The organism is Stenotrophomonas sp. STEN035 (assembly GCF_056759935.1).
Genome location: NZ_JBRRDY010000027.1, coordinates 1 through 14,652, shown reverse-complemented (window position 1 = coordinate 14,652; position 14,652 = coordinate 1). Strand labels below are relative to the sequence as shown.

General features: G+C 62.9%; 15 protein-coding genes. 6 read left to right on the top strand and 9 right to left on the bottom strand.

Features of this window, described 5'->3' with window-relative positions; translation table 11 throughout:
* Positions 1–124 precede the first annotated feature (124 nt).
* A complete protein-coding gene (locus tag ACVOLL_RS14530; protein ID WP_481513541.1) occupies positions 125–628 on the bottom strand; it encodes a hypothetical protein in 504 nt (167 codons plus the stop codon).
* A 37-nt stretch (positions 629–665) separates the two neighbouring features.
* Positions 666–1,229 carry a hypothetical protein gene (locus tag ACVOLL_RS14525; protein WP_481513540.1) on the bottom strand — a complete coding sequence of 188 codons (564 nt, stop codon included), beginning with the start codon at positions 1,227–1,229 and terminating at the stop codon, positions 666–668.
* A gap of 274 nt (positions 1,230–1,503) precedes the next feature.
* Between ACVOLL_RS14525 and upp the strand changes: the two genes are divergently transcribed.
* On the top strand, positions 1,504–2,136 hold the full coding sequence (upp, locus tag ACVOLL_RS14520; protein WP_481513539.1) for a uracil phosphoribosyltransferase: 633 nt from the start codon (positions 1,504–1,506) through the stop codon (positions 2,134–2,136).
* A gap of 53 nt (positions 2,137–2,189) precedes the next feature.
* Here upp and ACVOLL_RS14515 read toward each other — a convergent pair whose 3' ends face one another.
* Positions 2,190–3,026, bottom strand: a complete 837-nt coding sequence (locus tag ACVOLL_RS14515; RefSeq protein ID WP_481513538.1) for an alpha/beta hydrolase family protein — start codon at positions 3,024–3,026, stop codon at positions 2,190–2,192.
* Positions 3,027–3,249: 223 nt separating this feature from the next.
* Between ACVOLL_RS14515 and ACVOLL_RS14510 the strand changes: the two genes are divergently transcribed.
* Positions 3,250–3,669, top strand: coding sequence for a PsiF family protein (locus ACVOLL_RS14510; protein ID WP_481513537.1), 420 nt, complete (start codon positions 3,250–3,252; stop codon positions 3,667–3,669).
* A gap of 80 nt (positions 3,670–3,749) precedes the next feature.
* Here ACVOLL_RS14510 and ACVOLL_RS14505 read toward each other — a convergent pair whose 3' ends face one another.
* The 6 genes from ACVOLL_RS14505 to rsmD form a co-directional block, all read right to left on the bottom strand.
* Positions 3,750–4,640, bottom strand: coding sequence for an MBL fold metallo-hydrolase (locus ACVOLL_RS14505; protein ID WP_481513536.1), 891 nt, complete (start codon positions 4,638–4,640; stop codon positions 3,750–3,752).
* A 347-nt stretch (positions 4,641–4,987) separates the two neighbouring features.
* Positions 4,988–6,730 carry a gamma-glutamyltransferase gene (ggt, locus tag ACVOLL_RS14500; protein WP_481513535.1) on the bottom strand — a complete coding sequence of 581 codons (1,743 nt, stop codon included), beginning with the start codon at positions 6,728–6,730 and terminating at the stop codon, positions 4,988–4,990.
* Positions 6,727–7,011 carry a YfhL family 4Fe-4S dicluster ferredoxin gene (locus ACVOLL_RS14495; protein ID WP_481510864.1) on the bottom strand — a complete coding sequence of 95 codons (285 nt, stop codon included), beginning with the start codon at positions 7,009–7,011 and terminating at the stop codon, positions 6,727–6,729. Before ACVOLL_RS14495 ends, ggt begins: the two co-directional genes overlap by 4 nt.
* A gap of 589 nt (positions 7,012–7,600) precedes the next feature.
* Positions 7,601–8,089, bottom strand: coding sequence for a hypothetical protein (locus ACVOLL_RS14490; protein WP_481513534.1), 489 nt, complete (start codon positions 8,087–8,089; stop codon positions 7,601–7,603).
* Between the two features lie 39 nt (positions 8,090–8,128).
* Complete coding sequence (gene coaD / locus ACVOLL_RS14485) at positions 8,129–8,632, bottom strand: pantetheine-phosphate adenylyltransferase (RefSeq protein WP_481513533.1); 504 nt, start codon at positions 8,630–8,632, stop codon at positions 8,129–8,131.
* On the bottom strand, positions 8,629–9,249 hold the full coding sequence (rsmD, locus tag ACVOLL_RS14480) for a 16S rRNA (guanine(966)-N(2))-methyltransferase RsmD (protein WP_481513532.1): 621 nt from the start codon (positions 9,247–9,249) through the stop codon (positions 8,629–8,631). The genes coaD and rsmD overlap by 4 nt, the downstream gene beginning before the upstream one ends.
* Positions 9,250–9,451: 202 nt before the next feature.
* On the opposite strand from rsmD, the gene htpG reads away from it, so the two are divergent.
* From htpG to ACVOLL_RS14460, 4 genes are all read left to right on the top strand, one after another.
* A complete protein-coding gene (htpG, locus tag ACVOLL_RS14475; protein ID WP_481513531.1) occupies positions 9,452–11,356 on the top strand; it encodes a molecular chaperone HtpG in 1,905 nt (634 codons plus the stop codon).
* Between the two features lie 227 nt (positions 11,357–11,583).
* On the top strand, positions 11,584–12,999 hold the full coding sequence (gene ftsY / locus ACVOLL_RS14470; RefSeq protein ID WP_481513530.1) for a signal recognition particle-docking protein FtsY: 1,416 nt from the start codon (positions 11,584–11,586) through the stop codon (positions 12,997–12,999).
* Between the two features lie 153 nt (positions 13,000–13,152).
* Positions 13,153–14,208, top strand: a complete 1,056-nt coding sequence (mutY, locus tag ACVOLL_RS14465; RefSeq protein ID WP_481513529.1) for an A/G-specific adenine glycosylase — start codon at positions 13,153–13,155, stop codon at positions 14,206–14,208.
* Positions 14,209–14,225: 17 nt separating this feature from the next.
* Positions 14,226–14,501 carry an oxidative damage protection protein gene (locus tag ACVOLL_RS14460; RefSeq protein ID WP_481513528.1) on the top strand — a complete coding sequence of 92 codons (276 nt, stop codon included), beginning with the start codon at positions 14,226–14,228 and terminating at the stop codon, positions 14,499–14,501.
* Positions 14,502–14,652 lie beyond the last annotated feature (151 nt).

Genomic DNA, 14,652 nt, shown 5'->3' with positions numbered 1-14,652 from the left:
CTCCGTCAGCGTCATGGGCGATACTGCCAGCCTCGGAGCCGCCGCTCCTCACCACAGTGCTGTTCGCTCATTTGCGGCGAGTGCCTACAAGAACCTTCGCCTTTCTCCAACTGAAAGCACTCCATCACCTGATCCGGACAACGCTCACTGCGTTGCTGACGCCCTCTACCCGCGCTTCGTAGACACCGTCGGCCTTTCTGATCAGCCGCACCTTGGGATCGGTCTTGTCTCCAGCAGAGTAACCACCCTGTGTCTGCCGCCATAGCTGACCATTGGCCAGCCTGAACTCGGTATCCCCCCTCCAACCCGTAAACCGGCCCTTGATCGTGGACTCGATGCTGTTTGAACTTTCCATCCACGCAGAAAGGGAGCGCTCGATACGCTGCACCCGCAACACCTCTGCACCAACTCCGATTTCATTGCTCGTCGGGCACACGATTACCTCCCCCCGCCGTCTACTCATGTATCCAGGGCCGGAGCTCACCTCCCACATGCTGCGATCGGACAAGATGATGATCTCTCCAGCGCGCCCCTCCAGCCGCTCGGGCCCTACCACGTTAGCCACATGGCAATCCCCGCCCCAAGCGACGCTTGGCAGCAGCAACGCTACGCCAGCCATACGTTTCATCACGCACATGTATGATCCCCCGCCGTCATGAAACGCATCAACGCCTCCGTACCATGATCGTGCCGGACACTCCGTCAACCTGCATCTCATAGTCGAAGCCCCGCCGCATCAACGTCACTCGTGGCGAATAAGCTGTTGTTTTCCGTACGCGCCCATCAGTCTGTTGCCAGATCTCCCCGTTCTGCAGCTGGAACAGGGTTTTCCCGGTCCATCCCTCGAAATTCCCTTTGATCCGGCTTTCGATGTGATGAGTGGCTCCCGCAAGAGACAAAGGCAAGGCGCGCGAACCAGAGATGGAAGCAACCTCCACTTCCGGACCCAACTCCACTTCAGGTTCCGGTTCTTTGAGGTAACCGAATTCGGCATCGTAGCGAACCAATCGGTAGTACATCAGCTGCCCGTTCTGTCGACGCGTGCGCAGCGCCTCCAGCTGGCCACGCCCCAGATCGATATAAGGCACACCGCTGCGAAATATCACCTCACTGGGATTCACGATCTCCTGCTCCAGCGGCGGCAGCACTGGCACGGCAGTCGCGTCCGCGGCCCACGACGTGAACAGCAACAAGCCCGTCCAGACCAACACCTCATCACGCAAGCGCATGCTCCCCCCTGTGTCGCACTTTCAGCCCGACGCGGGCTGCGAACATCATCTCTGGAAACCACCCCACAAGTCACCCAGCACTGGCGTCACGTATGAGCGTTTGAGGCGGGCGCACAACCACCGGATCCGGAGCCGCGTCTGCGCGCACGTTTCTTGCCGCGCCGGTCGGGCTGCCTCGCTCTATCTGGCGACTCGCGCCCGGCCGGCCTGCCGTTACGAAGGCATGAGCGCAGAGGCGCTAAAATGGTGGCTCTCCTCCTGCTCGATCACTCCCATGAAAATCGTCGAAGTCCGCCACCCCCTGGTCCAACACAAGATCGGCCTGCTCCGCGATGCATCGATGAGCACCAAGGATTTCCGCGAGGTGGTCAATGAGCTGGGAACCCTGCTGGCCTATGAGGCCACCGCAAATCTCGAGACCGAAAGCCACACCATGCCTGGCTGGGCTGGCCCGGTGCAGGTGCAGCGCATTGCCGGTGCCAAGATCACCGTGGTGCCGATCCTGCGCGCGGGTCTGGGCATGCTCACCGGCGTGCTGTCGCTGATTCCGGCTGCCCGCGTAAGCGTGGTTGGCCTGCAGCGCGACGAGGAGACCCTGCAGCCCGTGCCCTACTTCGAGCGCCTGACCGGTCGTCTGGAAGAACGCGACGCGCTGATCCTGGACCCGATGCTCGCCACCGGCGGCACCTTGATCGCCACCATCGACATGCTCAAGCGGGCCGGCGCGCGCCGCATCAAGGGCATCTTCCTGGTCGCCGCACCGGAGGGTCTGAAGGCACTGGAAGCCGTGCATCCGGACGTTGAGATCTACACCGCCGCCATCGACGAGCGGCTCAACGAGAAAGGTTACATCCTGCCGGGCCTGGGCGATGCCGGCGACCGCATCTTCGGCACCCGGGTTGGTTGAAGCCAGTCCGCACATCACGTGGCTGCTGGCATCTGCCGGCAGCCACGCCAGCTTTATCGCCGCAGCCAGTGCTCACCCGCAGCCGGCGGAGCGGCCAATACCCCGCGCGCCGGTTCGCTTTCAAGCAACTCAGCCTGCAGAAACGCGGTACCCAGTTGCTGGGCTCTTTCGAACAGTTGCTTCGGCTCTCCACCGATCAAGTTGTGATCGCCACCGGCAAGCACCACCGCGGTCTTGCCACCCACCGGCGCGGTTTCGACCGCGTAGAGGTGATCGATTGGATCCACAACGAAGCCCGACACCAGGTCCTCGTCGCCAGTAACAAGCAGCAGCGGCACCGCCAGCGATGCATACGACTTCGGCCCGATCAGGCCCGGAATCCTGCCCGGTGACGAGTAACCCAGCACCGCAACCACCGACGGGTCGCGCAACGGCCCCAGCTGCGACAGCGCGCCGCCGAGCGCGGTCGAGATCAAGGTCCCCAGGCTGTGTCCCGCCGCAGCCACCGGCACCCCCGGCCAATGTGCGCCCGCATAAGCACTGGCCGCGCGCATGTCGGCCAAGCGTTCGCCCAAGCCCTGTTGCAGCGAGAACTTTTCCCGCCCCGGATACTTCACCGAATCCACGTGCAGGGGCGCCAGGACCACGAAACCTGCATCCGACCAGGATTGCACCAGAGGTTCGTAGCGCTCCGGCCAGGCACCATGCCCCGAGGAAAACAGCACCACCCCGTGCACCTGTGCAGGTTTCCATATCGCCATTGTGGTGGCGCGATCAGGGCGCGCCTGCAGCGCGACTACTTCGGTCGGAGCGGCAACCGCTGCCATCACCGGTGCCAGCGACATGACGCAGGCCAACATGGCACGACGTAGTAAAGAAGGTCGTTTCAAGGCGATATCTCATCCATAACGTGATGCGACTACTGTCGCCGCTGAAAACGGCCCGATTCAGTGCCGGAAGTCAGTTTCTGCAGGGGCGAAGGTCAGCACTCGAGCCATCGGCAAGCGCATCCCTGGCCCGCTGCAACGATTAAAAAAGTTTCATCCGTGGTTGACGAATATTTACTCCCCTGCAGGCGGATGCTCGCCCCACCACCCGCGAAGGAGCCACACCATGTACCGCCCCATCCTGCTCGCCTGCCTGCTGTTGGCCACCGCACTTCCCCTCGCTGCAAGCGCTGCACCAACCGCTACGCGCACCCCGCAACAACAACGCATGGCCGATTGTTCGGCCAAGAACAAGGGCATGAAGGGCGACGCCTACAAGCAGGCGCAACGCAGCTGCCTCAGCAGCCATGCCACTCCGGCTGCAGCCGCAACGCCTGCAATGGCCGCGCACCCGGCCATGGCAATGCCTTCGTCGGCTGCAGCGAAGCCGACGCCGACGCCGACGCCGATGCCTGCAGCACACACCGCAACCGCGGCAGTCACCCCGCAGCAGCGCATGGCCACTTGCAACACCGACGCCGCAAGCAAACATCTTGCCGGCGATGCCCGCAAGACCTTCATGAGCAGTTGCCTGCGCACCCACTGAGCGCCATCGGCAGGCAACAAAAAAGAGCGGAACCCGTGGGTTCCGCTCTTTTCGCTCGCGTCACATATTACCTGGAAAGCTCAGGCAGCCAGCGAACGCGCCTTCAATTCGCCCACTTCATGTGCGGTGGCAAAGCGCCCCTTCTCATCACGTACCACCTGCGCCATAGCGCACTGCGGGTCATGGGTGAAAAACAGGTGCACGTTGCGCGCCAGCTTGTCCTCCAGAAATGCCCGCTTCTCGTCGATCAACAATTCGGCGTTGCGGTCGTAACCCATGGTGATCGGCACGTGCACCCAGGAGCGGCCGGGAATCAGATCCGCGCAGAACACCACGCCGCCACGCGGCTGCCCGTTGACCCGCTCGGGGCCGACGATCTCGGCCAACATCAATCCCGGCGTATGGCCGTCGCTGAAGCTGAAACGCACCGACTCGCCCAATACTTTCGAATACGCGCCGCTGACGATTTCAAGGCGCCCACTGGCTTCCAGCAATCCAGTCAACTCAGGAATGAAACTGGCCCGATCACGCGGATGCGGATGCTTGGCTCGTTCCCAGTGCTCGGCACCAATCACGAAGGTCGCGTTGGGGAACAACAGCTCTGGCTCGCGACCTTCCGACCACGGCGCCAGCAAACCGCCTGCGTGATCGAAATGCAGGTGACTGAGCACGACCACGTCGATGTCTTCATGCTCGAAGCCTGCTTCACGCAGTGAGTCGATCAACACATGACGCGGTTCCTGCACACCATAGCGCTCGCGCAGCTTGGGCTCGAAGAACGCACCGATGCCGGTTTCGAACAGCACGGTCTTGCCGCCCAGCGGGCTGGCGAGCAAGGCGCGGCATGCCAATTCAATCCGATTGGATTCATCGGCCGGTGCCCACCGCTCCCACAACGCCTTGGGTGCGTTGCCGAACATTGCGCCGCCATCGAGTTTTTGCGAGTTACCGCGAATCGACCATAGTTTCATATGAAAAATTCTACCCGCTGCGCGTTAAATATTCGCAAGGATCTGGTGGCGGATATTTGACGGGCTGGCACAGATGGGGAGCGCAGTGTTGCGTGCACCTATTGGAAGGATGGTTGCTGACGAGGCCTGACTTTGGATCGGCTTCTGCTCCTATGCCGTCATTCCCGCGCAGGCGGGAATCGCTCTACTCTTGCTCTCGCCACTGCCTACACGATGCAGTAGACCGAGCAGGAAATGGAGCGAAGAACATAAGGCAAAAAGCAGGTGCGATTCCCGCCTGCGCGGGAATGACGGCACGGATCAAAAATCAAACAAAAACCCCGCCGAAGCGGGGTTTCCTGTTCTCCTCAGTCAACCTTTCCTGACTTGCGAACCTCGGCACTACCTACCGGGTTACGCGGGTCACTGCCGCCACTAAGTACATTGCTGCGTCGATCCCACTCCACCGTCTGCAGGTTGCCCCATACGTGGCTGGAACCGCGGCCGCCTTCGGCCGAGTCGCCCGGCAGTTCAACCTTGTGGCCCATCGCCTGCAACTGCTTGGCAACTTCCGGCGAGAACGCACCGGTTTCCGCTGAAATCTCATCCGGCAACCACTGGTGGTGATAGCGCGGCAAGGCGGCTACCTGCTGTGCGTCCAGACCGGCGTCATAGCCGAGGATGCCAAGCAGGACCATGGTGATGATGCGGCTGCCACCCGGCGTGCCAATCACCACGACCTTGTCGTCGTTCTCCATGAAGGTCGGCGTCATCGAGCTGAGCATGCGCTTGCCCTTGGCCGGCGCGTTGGCCGCGTAGCCCATCACGCCGAAGGCGTTGGGCGTGCCCGGCTTCAACGCGAAGTCGTCCATTTCGTTGTTCAGCAGCACGCCGGTGCCGGCCGGGATCAGACCCGAGCCGTACAGCAGGTTTACCGTCTGGGTACCGCCAACGCGATTGCCTTCACTGTCGATGATCGAGAAATGGGTGGTCTCGTCATCTTCCAGCGGCGTCGGGTTGCCCGACAGCAGATCGCTGGGCGTGGCCTTTTCCGGATGGATGGTGGCACGCAGACCTTGCGCGTAGTCGCGGCTGGTCAGCACCTTCTGCGGGATATCGACGAAGTCGGGATCGCCAAGGAAGAAGGTCCGGTCGCGATAGGCACGACGCATCGCTTCCACCACCAGATGGGTGCTGTGTGCCTGATCCATCTTGTTCAGATCCCAGGGCTCCAGGATCTGCAGCATCGAGGCCAACGCGATGCCACCGGAGGACGGCGGCGAGGCGGTGGTGATCTTCCAGCCTCGGTAGTTGAACACGATCGGCTCACGGGTCTTGACCGTATAGCCGGCCAGTTCCTCGGCGGTCCAGCGGCCGCCGGCCTGCTTCACGCCGGCCAGCAACTTGCGCCCGGTCTCGCCGCGATAGAAACCATCAAAGCCATTGGTCGCCAGCAGCTGCAACGTATGCGCCAGCTCCGGCTGCTTGAAGATATCGCCCTCGGCAATCGGCTTGCCATTGCGCAGGTAGACCTCGCGGGTACCCGGGTAACGGTCCATCACTTCGCGGCGAGTGGCGTAACCACGGGCCATGCGTGCATACACCGGGAAGCCATCGGTGGCGACGCGGATGGCTGGCGCCAGCGAATCGCTCAGCGGCAACTTGCCATGCTCACGCGCCAGCTTCACCAGCGCCGCCGGCAGGCCGGGGATGCCGGCCGACCACGGGCCATTGACCGAACGGTCACGGTCCAGCTTGCCGTTCTTGTCCAGGAACTGCTCGGGCGTGGCGGACTCAGGCGAGGTTTCGCGCGCATCCAGCATCACGTCCTTGCCGGTCTTTGCGTCATGCAGCAGGAAGAACCCGCCGCCGCCCAGGCCCGAGCTGATCGGCTCGACCACGGCCAGGGTGGAGGACACGGCCACCGCGGCATCGAACGCGTTACCGCCCTTGCCAAGGATTTCCATACCGGCCTGGGTCGCCAGCGAATGGCCGCTGGCAATTGCCGCGCCATCGGGGTGTGCAGCGCGGGCCGGTGCGGTATCGGCTGCCCACGCAACCGGTGACAACACCAGTGCGAACAGCAGCAGGGAACGGGCAACGAGTTTCATGCCGTTGGATTCTCCGATTGGTAAAACTCAGGGTGATCGCGTTGCAGACCGGCCAGTTTGGCCAGCAGCTGATCTTCGGTTTCGACGATTTCCGGGTCCGGGTCGATGCATTCGACCGGGCACACCACCACGCATTGCGGCTCATCGAAATGACCGACACATTCGGTACAACGGGCCGGATCGATCACATAGATCGTCTCGCCCATTGCGATGGCCTGGTTGGGACAGGCCGGCTCACAGACGTCGCAGTTGACGCAGAGCTCATTGATTTTCAAAGACATTGTTGCGGTATTCCCGTCGGAGCGGGGCTTGCAACCGGCGCCTGCCGGTTCGTCGGTCCTGCTGTTCATGGCCTGCCAAGGGCAGTGCCGACAGCAAGCTTACCGGATACTCGTTTTGGCGGGGTCTAGACCACTGCTTCCACAGCGTTCCGCGCATGTGGGTGCTGGCTTTGGTGGCGGCTGGATTTGGCTGAATTGCGCGTTGTTGACAGGGGTCACGCAATGCCAGAGCAGAACTACAGCCAACGCTGAGGCCAAGAGCAGAACAAGGGCGACTCCCGTCTTCGCGGGGATGACGCACTGGCAAAGGCGGGGTCGCTACGCGACCCCGCGCCAGCTGGAGCGGGGCTACATCCAGAGCCAGAGCAGAAGCAAGAGCTAGAGCAGAAGCAAGAGCGATCCCCGCCTTCGCGGGGATGACGCACTGGCAAAGGCGGGGTCGCTACGCGGCCCCGCGCCAGCTGGAGCGGAGCTACATCCAGAGCCAGAGCAGAAGCCAGGGCTAGAGCAGAAGCAAGAGCGATCCCCGCCTTCGCGGGGATGACGCACTGGCAAAGGCAGGGTCGCTACGCGGCCCCGCGCCAGTGCGTCACTTGGCTTCGACGAAGACGTAGTCGGCGCCGGTCGGCTTGACGATGGTCTGCACGCGGGCGTTGTCAGCGGCGTCGCCGATGAACACCACGCGCACACCCTTCATCGAATCAGCCTGCACGTCCTTGAAGCTGGTCTCGATCAGGTCAGCCATCTTGGCCGAAGCCGACGAACCGAAAGCCAGCATGTTGCCCGGCTGGATGCCACGGCCTACGGCGCCGGTAGCGCTCTCAGCCTGACGGTCGTACTTGGCAGCAAATTCCGGATCCGATTCCGGCGGCAGGTAGTACAGGAACGGGCTGGCGGTGATGTTGCCCATGTTCTGCACGGCGACCGCCTGCAGGTACTTCTTCCAACCTGCATCGTCATCCTTGGCCGGGGCGACCAGCGCCTGCTGCGCTTCGACTACCGGCGCTTCTTCTTTCTTGCAGGCGGTTACAGCCAGCACCATCGAGGCGGCAAGCAGCACGCGCATCGTGTTCTTCATGATCGTTCTCCCGTTGAAAAGTGGTGTTACTGAAAAAATTTACTGCCCGCGCGCTTCGCGGGCCTTGCGCAACGCTTCAAGCACAGTGGCCGGCACGAAGCCGGAGACATCCCCACCCAACCGGGCGATTTCACGCACCAGCGAGGAGGAAATGAAGCTGTGCTGCTCGGAGGGGGTGAGGAACAGCGTCTCCACCTCCGGAATCAGATGCCGGTTCATGCTCGCCATCTGGAATTCGTATTCAAAATCAGACACCGCGCGCAGGCCGCGCAGTAGCACCCCGCCGTGCACGGAGCGCACGAAGTGGGCCAGCAAGGTGTCGAAGCCAACTACTTCCACGTTGTCGTGGTGTTGGAGTGCTTCCACCGCCAAGGCTACGCGCAGTTCGAGCGGCAGCGTCGGGCCCTTGGCCGGGCTTTGCGCCACGCCAACCACCACCTTCTCGAACAACGGCGCGGCACGGTTCACCAGGTCGATATGACCGTTGGTTATCGGGTCGAAAGTGCCCGGGTATACGGCGATGCGGCGATTGGCTGAGGTCATGCGGGTTCGGTCGCGTTCATGTCGCCGCGAAGTGTAGCAGCGGCTCGCCGATAGAGGGCATAGGCCACCTCGCGGGTGCTGCCCTCTCGGCGTAGCTGCCATTCCGCCGGCAGCTGCAGCGCCGCGTCCACCGGCGCTTCCACATACAGCCAGGCATCTTCAGCCAGGTGCCGGGGCAGGCGTTCGATCACCTGTTCCCACAAACCGGCAGCGAAGGGAGGGTCCAGAAACACCAGATCGGCCCGTGCGGGCGACGCACTGCCCAGCCATTGCAGGGCATCGCCGGCAATCACCTCAACCTGTGCCGCTGCCCCCAGCTTCCCGACCACGCCGCGCAGAGCAGCCACCAACTGCGGATCGCGCTCCACCAGTTGTGCCGACACCGCACCGCGCGACACCGCTTCCAGCCCAAGCGCACCGCTGCCGGCAAACAGATCCAGGACCCGCGCGCCAGGCAGCTTGGGCATCAACCAGTTGAACAGGGTTTCGCGCACCCGGTCGCTGGTCGGCCGCAGGCCCGGCAATTCAGGAACCTGCAGACGGGTATTGCGCCAGCGTCCACCGACGATGCGCACCTGCCCACTGGCGGAGGGCGCCTTGCCGCGGATCGGGCTCATCCGGCCCGCACCGGCAAAGCCAATGACAAAACGTGGCAAATCAAATACATCGGCGGCCTACATCCAACAGATCCAAGTGCTGCAGATGATAGACCAGCACCCGCCCCGGCTGCGCCCACCTTGAAATCGGCCCATTCACCCTTACCCATGCTGCAGCCACCGCGCAGCTGCGCGATCCATCAGCAACGGAGCACCCCGACCGATGAGCAACCCGAATCACAAGGAAACCCGCGGTTTCCAGACCGAGGTGAAGCAGCTGCTGCACCTGATGATCCACTCGCTGTACTCGAACAAGGAAATCTTCCTGCGCGAGCTGGTGTCCAATGCCGCCGACGCCGCCGACAAGCTGCGCTTCGAAGCGCTGACCCAGCCCGAACTGCTCGAAGGCGGCGCGCCGCTGCGCATCCGCATCGAGGCCGACCCGGTCGCGCGCACCCTTACCATCGACGACAACGGCATCGGCCTGAGCCGCGATGAAGCCATCGCCCACCTCGGCACCATCGCCAAGTCCGGCACCGCAGAGTTCCTGAAGAACCTGTCCGGCGACCAGAAGAAAGACTCCAACCTGATCGGCCAGTTTGGCGTGGGCTTCTATTCAGCCTTCATCGTTGCCGACCAGGTTGATGTGTACAGCCGTCGCGCCGGCCTGCCAGCCAACGAAGGCGTGCATTGGTCGTCCAAGGGCGAAGGCGAGTTCGAGGTTGAGACCATCGACAAGCCCGAGCGCGGCACCCGGATCGTGCTGCACCTGAAGGAAGGCGAAGACAGCTACACCGACGGCTGGCAGCTGCGCAGCCTGATCAAGAAGTACTCCGACCATATCGGCCTGCCGATCGAGCTGCAGAAAGAGCACCACGGCGAGGATGCCGACAAGCCGGCCACGCCAGAGTGGGAGACCGTCAACCGCGCCAACGCGCTGTGGACCCGCCCCAAGTCCGAGATCAAGGACGAGGAATACACCGAGTTCTACAAGCACATCGCCCACGATCCGACCGATCCGCTGGCCTGGACCCATAACAAGGTCGAAGGCAAGCTCGAGTACACCTCGCTGCTGTATACGCCGGGCCGCGCACCGTACGACCTGTACCACCGTGACGCGCCCAAGGGCCTCAAGCTCTATGTGCAGCGCGTTTTCATCATGGACCAGGCCGAGCAGTTCCTGCCGCTGTACCTGCGCTTCATCAAGGGCGTGGTCGATTCCAACGACCTGCCGTTGAACGTGTCGCGCGAAATCCTGCAGTCCGGCCCGGTGATCGACTCGATGAAGTCGGCACTGACCAAGCGTTCGCTGGACATGCTGGAGAAGCTGGCCAAGGACAAGCCGGAAGAATATGCAGGCTTCTGGAAGAACTTCGGCCAGGTGCTGAAGGAAGGCCCGGCCGAGGACTATGGCAACCGCGAGAAAGTCGCCGGTTTGCTGCGCTTCGCCTCCACCCATGACGGCAGCGGCGAGCAAAGCGTTGCCTTGGCCGATTACGTCGGTCGCATGATCGAAGGCCAGGACAAGATCTATTACCTGACCGGCGAAAGCTTCCAGCAGGTCAAGGACAGCCCGCATCTTGAGGTGTTCCGCAAGAAGGGCATTGAAGTGCTGCTGATGACCGATCGCATCGATGAGTGGCTGATGAGCTACCTCACCGAGTTCGACGGCAAATCCTTCGCTGACATCGCCCGCGGCGATCTCGACCTGGGCAAGCTTGAGACCGAGGAAGACAAGAAGGCACAGGAAGAAGTCGCCAAGACCAAGGAAGGCCTGGCCGCGCGCCTGAAGACCGTACTGGGCGAAGAAGTTGCCGAAGTGCGCGTCTCGCACCGCTTGACTGACTCGCCGGCCATCCTGGCCATCGGCGAGCAGGATCTGGGCCTGCAGATGCGCCAGATCCTGGAAGCCAGCGGCCAGAAGGTGCCGGACAGCAAGCCGGTGTTCGAGTTCAACCCGGCCCACCCGCTGATCGAGAAGCTGGACGCGGAGGCCGATATGGACCGTTTCAACGACCTTGCCCATGTGCTGTTCGACCAGGCGGCATTGGCCGCTGGCGATAGCCTGAAGGACCCGGCGGGTTATGTGCGCCGCTTGAACAAGCTGCTGTTGGAACTGTCGGCCTGAGTGTAGTGCCGAGCCATGCTCGGCAGGAGCTTTCCCCACAATGCCCGTAGTGCCGAGCCATGCTCGGCAGAGGCCTTACTGGTAAAGCCCCAGAAGCTGCCCTCACCCCAACCCCTCTCCCGTAAACGGGAGAGGGGCTTCAATCAACTGCCATCGTGCTGCCTGCAACGCCGGCCACCTGACCGCCGGTGGTAACATAGACAACTGATTTCAGGCCTTTTTCCTCCATGTTCAGCTTCTTTCGCCGCAAAAAGACCGACGACGCCCAACAGCCCGCAAAGCCGTCTACGCTGAGCGTTGAGGAACTGGCCGCCGCCTTCCCGCAGGCACCGTCGGCGCAAGCGCCGCTGCCAGCAGAACCCATTCAGACTGAAACCGCGCAAGTGCCGGTCGAAGCTCCTGTCGCTGTAGCAGCGCCTGTAGCACCAGCAACCGAGGTCGCAGTAACGCCCGCGCCGGTTGTGGAACAAGCTGTCGTAGTTGAAGCAGCGCCTGTTGCAGCCCAGGCCGAAACCCCGGCTGCTATCGAAGCCGCCTCCCCTGCAGTCGCCGAGATCGCTCCGCAGGCAGTGGAACCTGCTCCTGTTGCTGCTCCTGTTGCTGCTCCTGTTGCTGCTCCTGTTGCTGCTTCCGCCCCGGCCGTAGCCGAAGCCATCACCCCAAGCGCCCCAGATTCAGACGCAGCACTGATTCCCGTCGACGCAGCTCCCGCAGCACCGGCCGGCAAGCTCGGCTGGCGTGATCGTCTGCGCAACAGCAGCTTCGCGCGCAGCTTCGGTGGCCTGTTCTCGCGCAACCCCAAGCTCGATGACGACCTGCTCGACGAAATTGAGACCGCACTGATCACAGCCGACGTCGGCATGCCGGCGACCATGGTGCTGGTCGAAGACCTGCGCAAGCGCATGAAATCGCGCGAGTTCGCCGATGCCAATGCCCTGTTGGCTGCACTCCGCGCCGACCTGATCGCGATGCTGGAGCCGGTCGCCAAGCCGCTGGTCATCGACACCAATGCAAAACCATTCGTGATCCTCACCGTCGGCGTCAACGGTGTCGGCAAGACCACCACCATCGGCAAGCTGGCCAAGCGCTTCAAGGATCAGGGCCATAGCCTGATGCTGGCCGCTGGCGACACCTTCCGTGCCGCCGCCGTCGCCCAGCTGCAGATCTGGGGCGAACGCAATGGCGTGGCCGTGGTCGCTCAAGGGCAGAATGCAGATGCCGCCTCGGTCGCATTCGACGCATTGCAGGCCGGCAAGGCGCGTGGCACCAGCGTGCTGATCGCCGACACCGCTGGCCGCCTGCACACCCAGACCGGTCTGATGAACGAGCTGAGCAAGATCCGCCGCGTACTTGGCAAGATCGATGAATCCGCACCGCACGAAGTGCTGATGGTGATCGACGGCACCACCGGCCAGAACGCGCTGTCGCAGCTGCGCCAGTTCCATGCTGCAGCCGGTGTCACCGGCCTGGTCGTGACCAAGCTGGACGGTACCGCCAAGGGCGGCGTGGTATTCGCACTGGCGCGCGAGTTCGGCATTCCGATTCGTTTCGCCGGTATCGGTGAACGCCCGGAAGATCTGCGCGTGTTTGATGCTGAAGCCTTCGTTGACGCGCTGCTGCCGCAGGCGCTGGGCAGCAACTGATCTGCTGGCCCCTCTCCCGTTTACGGGAGAGGGGTTGGGGTGAGGGGAAGCTCTACGAGCGGAATCCCCCCCCCTCATCCGCCCCTTCGGGGCACCTTCTCCCGCAAGCGGGAGAAGGGAAACGCGCAATCGCCAGCCATCGCCTGCGAGCAAATGCCCAACTTCCCCAGCCAACTCCTCACCTGGTTCGACCAGCACGGCCGCCACGATCTGCCCTGGCAGCATCCGCGTTCGCCGTATCGGGTGTGGCTGTCGGAAATCATGCTGCAGCAGACCCAGGTCGCCACCGCGACGCCATATTTCCAGCGCTTCGTGCAGTCGTTCCCAACGCTGCGCGATCTGGCAGCTACCGACAACGACACGCTGATGGCGCACTGGGCAGGCCTGGGCTACTACGCCCGCGCCCGCAACCTGCATGCCGCCGCCAAACAATGCGTCGAGCTGCACGGTAGTGAGTTGCCACGTGATTTCGACGCCCTGCTCGCCCTGCCCGGCATCGGCCGCAGCACCGCCGGTGCAATCCTCAGCCAGGCCTGGAACGACCCGTTCGCGATCCTTGATGGCAACGTCAAACGTGTACTGACTCGCTACCACGGCATCGTTGGCTTCCCCGGCTTGCCGGCTATCGAAAAACAGCTCTGGGCGCAGGCCGAAACACACGTCGCGCAGGTGCCGAACGGTCGCATGGCCGACTACACCCAGGCGCAGATGGATTTCGGCGCAACCCTGTGCACGCGGGCAAAGCCAGCCTGCATCCTGTGTCCGCTGCAGAGCAGTTGTGTCGCACATGCGCAGGGTCTGGTTGATTCACTGCCAACTCCGAAGCCCAGCAAAGTGCTGCCGGAGCGCGAAGCCAGCGCCCTGCTGCTGGAAGATGTCGACGGCCGCATCCTGCTACTCAAGCGCCCACCAACCGGCATCTGGGCCTCGCTGTGGACGCTGCCGCAGGCCGATACTGACAGCGCGCTACGCGAGTGGTTCGCTGCCAGCATCAAAGGCAACTACGACAACGCCAACGAGCTGCCGCTGATCGTGCATACCTTCAGCCATTACCGCCTGCATCTGCAGCCACTGCACCTGCGCAAGGTCGCACTCACATCCAAGGTCGGTGACAATGCCGATCTACGCTGGGTAGCGCGTGACGAACTGGCCACACTCGGCCTGCCCGCACCCATCCGCAAACTGCTGGAACGTCATCCGGCGCACTGATTCGACAGGACTACACCATGCCCCGCTCCGTCTTCTGCCAATACGAACAACGCGAAACCGAGGGTCTGGATTTCGTGCCCTACCCCGGCGAACTGGGGCAGCGCATCTTCGCCAATATCGGCAAGCCGGCTTGGGCCACGTGGTTGGCACACCAGACCATGCTGATCAACGAGAACCGCCTATCGCCGCGCGACCCCAAGCACCGCGCCTTCCTTGAGGAAGAGCTGGTGAAGTTCCTGTTCTCTGGTGGCGCGGAAAAGCCTGCGGGTTACGTCGCGCCGGAAGCGGAATAAAACCGGATGTCCGTAGTGCCGAGCCATGCTCGGCAAGGGCTCTACCGATAATGCCCCTGCCGAGCATGGCCCGGCCCTACAGGTACTGCGTCATTCCGGCTGGGTGCCCTGCTCTGGGGCCCGCTCGGAAATGTTTGCTTCGCGCCGCGGT

What these genes read in the sequence shown, in the direction of transcription:
- rsmD (WP_481513532.1), bottom strand. Translation starts at nt 9,249, where the DNA reads ATGAGCCCGATCCGCGGCAAGGCGCCCTCCGCCAGTGGGCAGGTGCGC.
- ACVOLL_RS14530 (WP_481513541.1), bottom strand. Translation starts at nt 628, where the DNA reads ATGAAACGTATGGCTGGCGTAGCGTTGCTGCTGCCAAGCGTCGCTTGG.
- ACVOLL_RS14510 (WP_481513537.1), top strand. Translation starts at nt 3,250, where the DNA reads ATGTACCGCCCCATCCTGCTCGCCTGCCTGCTGTTGGCCACCGCACTT.
- ggt (WP_481513535.1), bottom strand. Translation starts at nt 6,730, where the DNA reads ATGAAACTCGTTGCCCGTTCCCTGCTGCTGTTCGCACTGGTGTTGTCA.
- htpG (WP_481513531.1), top strand. Translation starts at nt 9,452, where the DNA reads ATGAGCAACCCGAATCACAAGGAAACCCGCGGTTTCCAGACCGAGGTG.
- upp (WP_481513539.1), top strand. Translation starts at nt 1,504, where the DNA reads ATGAAAATCGTCGAAGTCCGCCACCCCCTGGTCCAACACAAGATCGGC.
- ACVOLL_RS14460 (WP_481513528.1), top strand. Translation starts at nt 14,226, where the DNA reads ATGCCCCGCTCCGTCTTCTGCCAATACGAACAACGCGAAACCGAGGGT.
- ACVOLL_RS14495 (WP_481510864.1), bottom strand. Translation starts at nt 7,011, where the DNA reads ATGTCTTTGAAAATCAATGAGCTCTGCGTCAACTGCGACGTCTGTGAG.
- mutY (WP_481513529.1), top strand. Translation starts at nt 13,153, where the DNA reads ATGCCCAACTTCCCCAGCCAACTCCTCACCTGGTTCGACCAGCACGGC.
- ACVOLL_RS14490 (WP_481513534.1), bottom strand. Translation starts at nt 8,089, where the DNA reads ATGAAGAACACGATGCGCGTGCTGCTTGCCGCCTCGATGGTGCTGGCT.
- ftsY (WP_481513530.1), top strand. Translation starts at nt 11,584, where the DNA reads ATGTTCAGCTTCTTTCGCCGCAAAAAGACCGACGACGCCCAACAGCCC.
- coaD (WP_481513533.1), bottom strand. Translation starts at nt 8,632, where the DNA reads ATGACCTCAGCCAATCGCCGCATCGCCGTATACCCGGGCACTTTCGAC.
- ACVOLL_RS14525 (WP_481513540.1), bottom strand. Translation starts at nt 1,229, where the DNA reads ATGCGCTTGCGTGATGAGGTGTTGGTCTGGACGGGCTTGTTGCTGTTC.
- ACVOLL_RS14505 (WP_481513536.1), bottom strand. Translation starts at nt 4,640, where the DNA reads ATGAAACTATGGTCGATTCGCGGTAACTCGCAAAAACTCGATGGCGGC.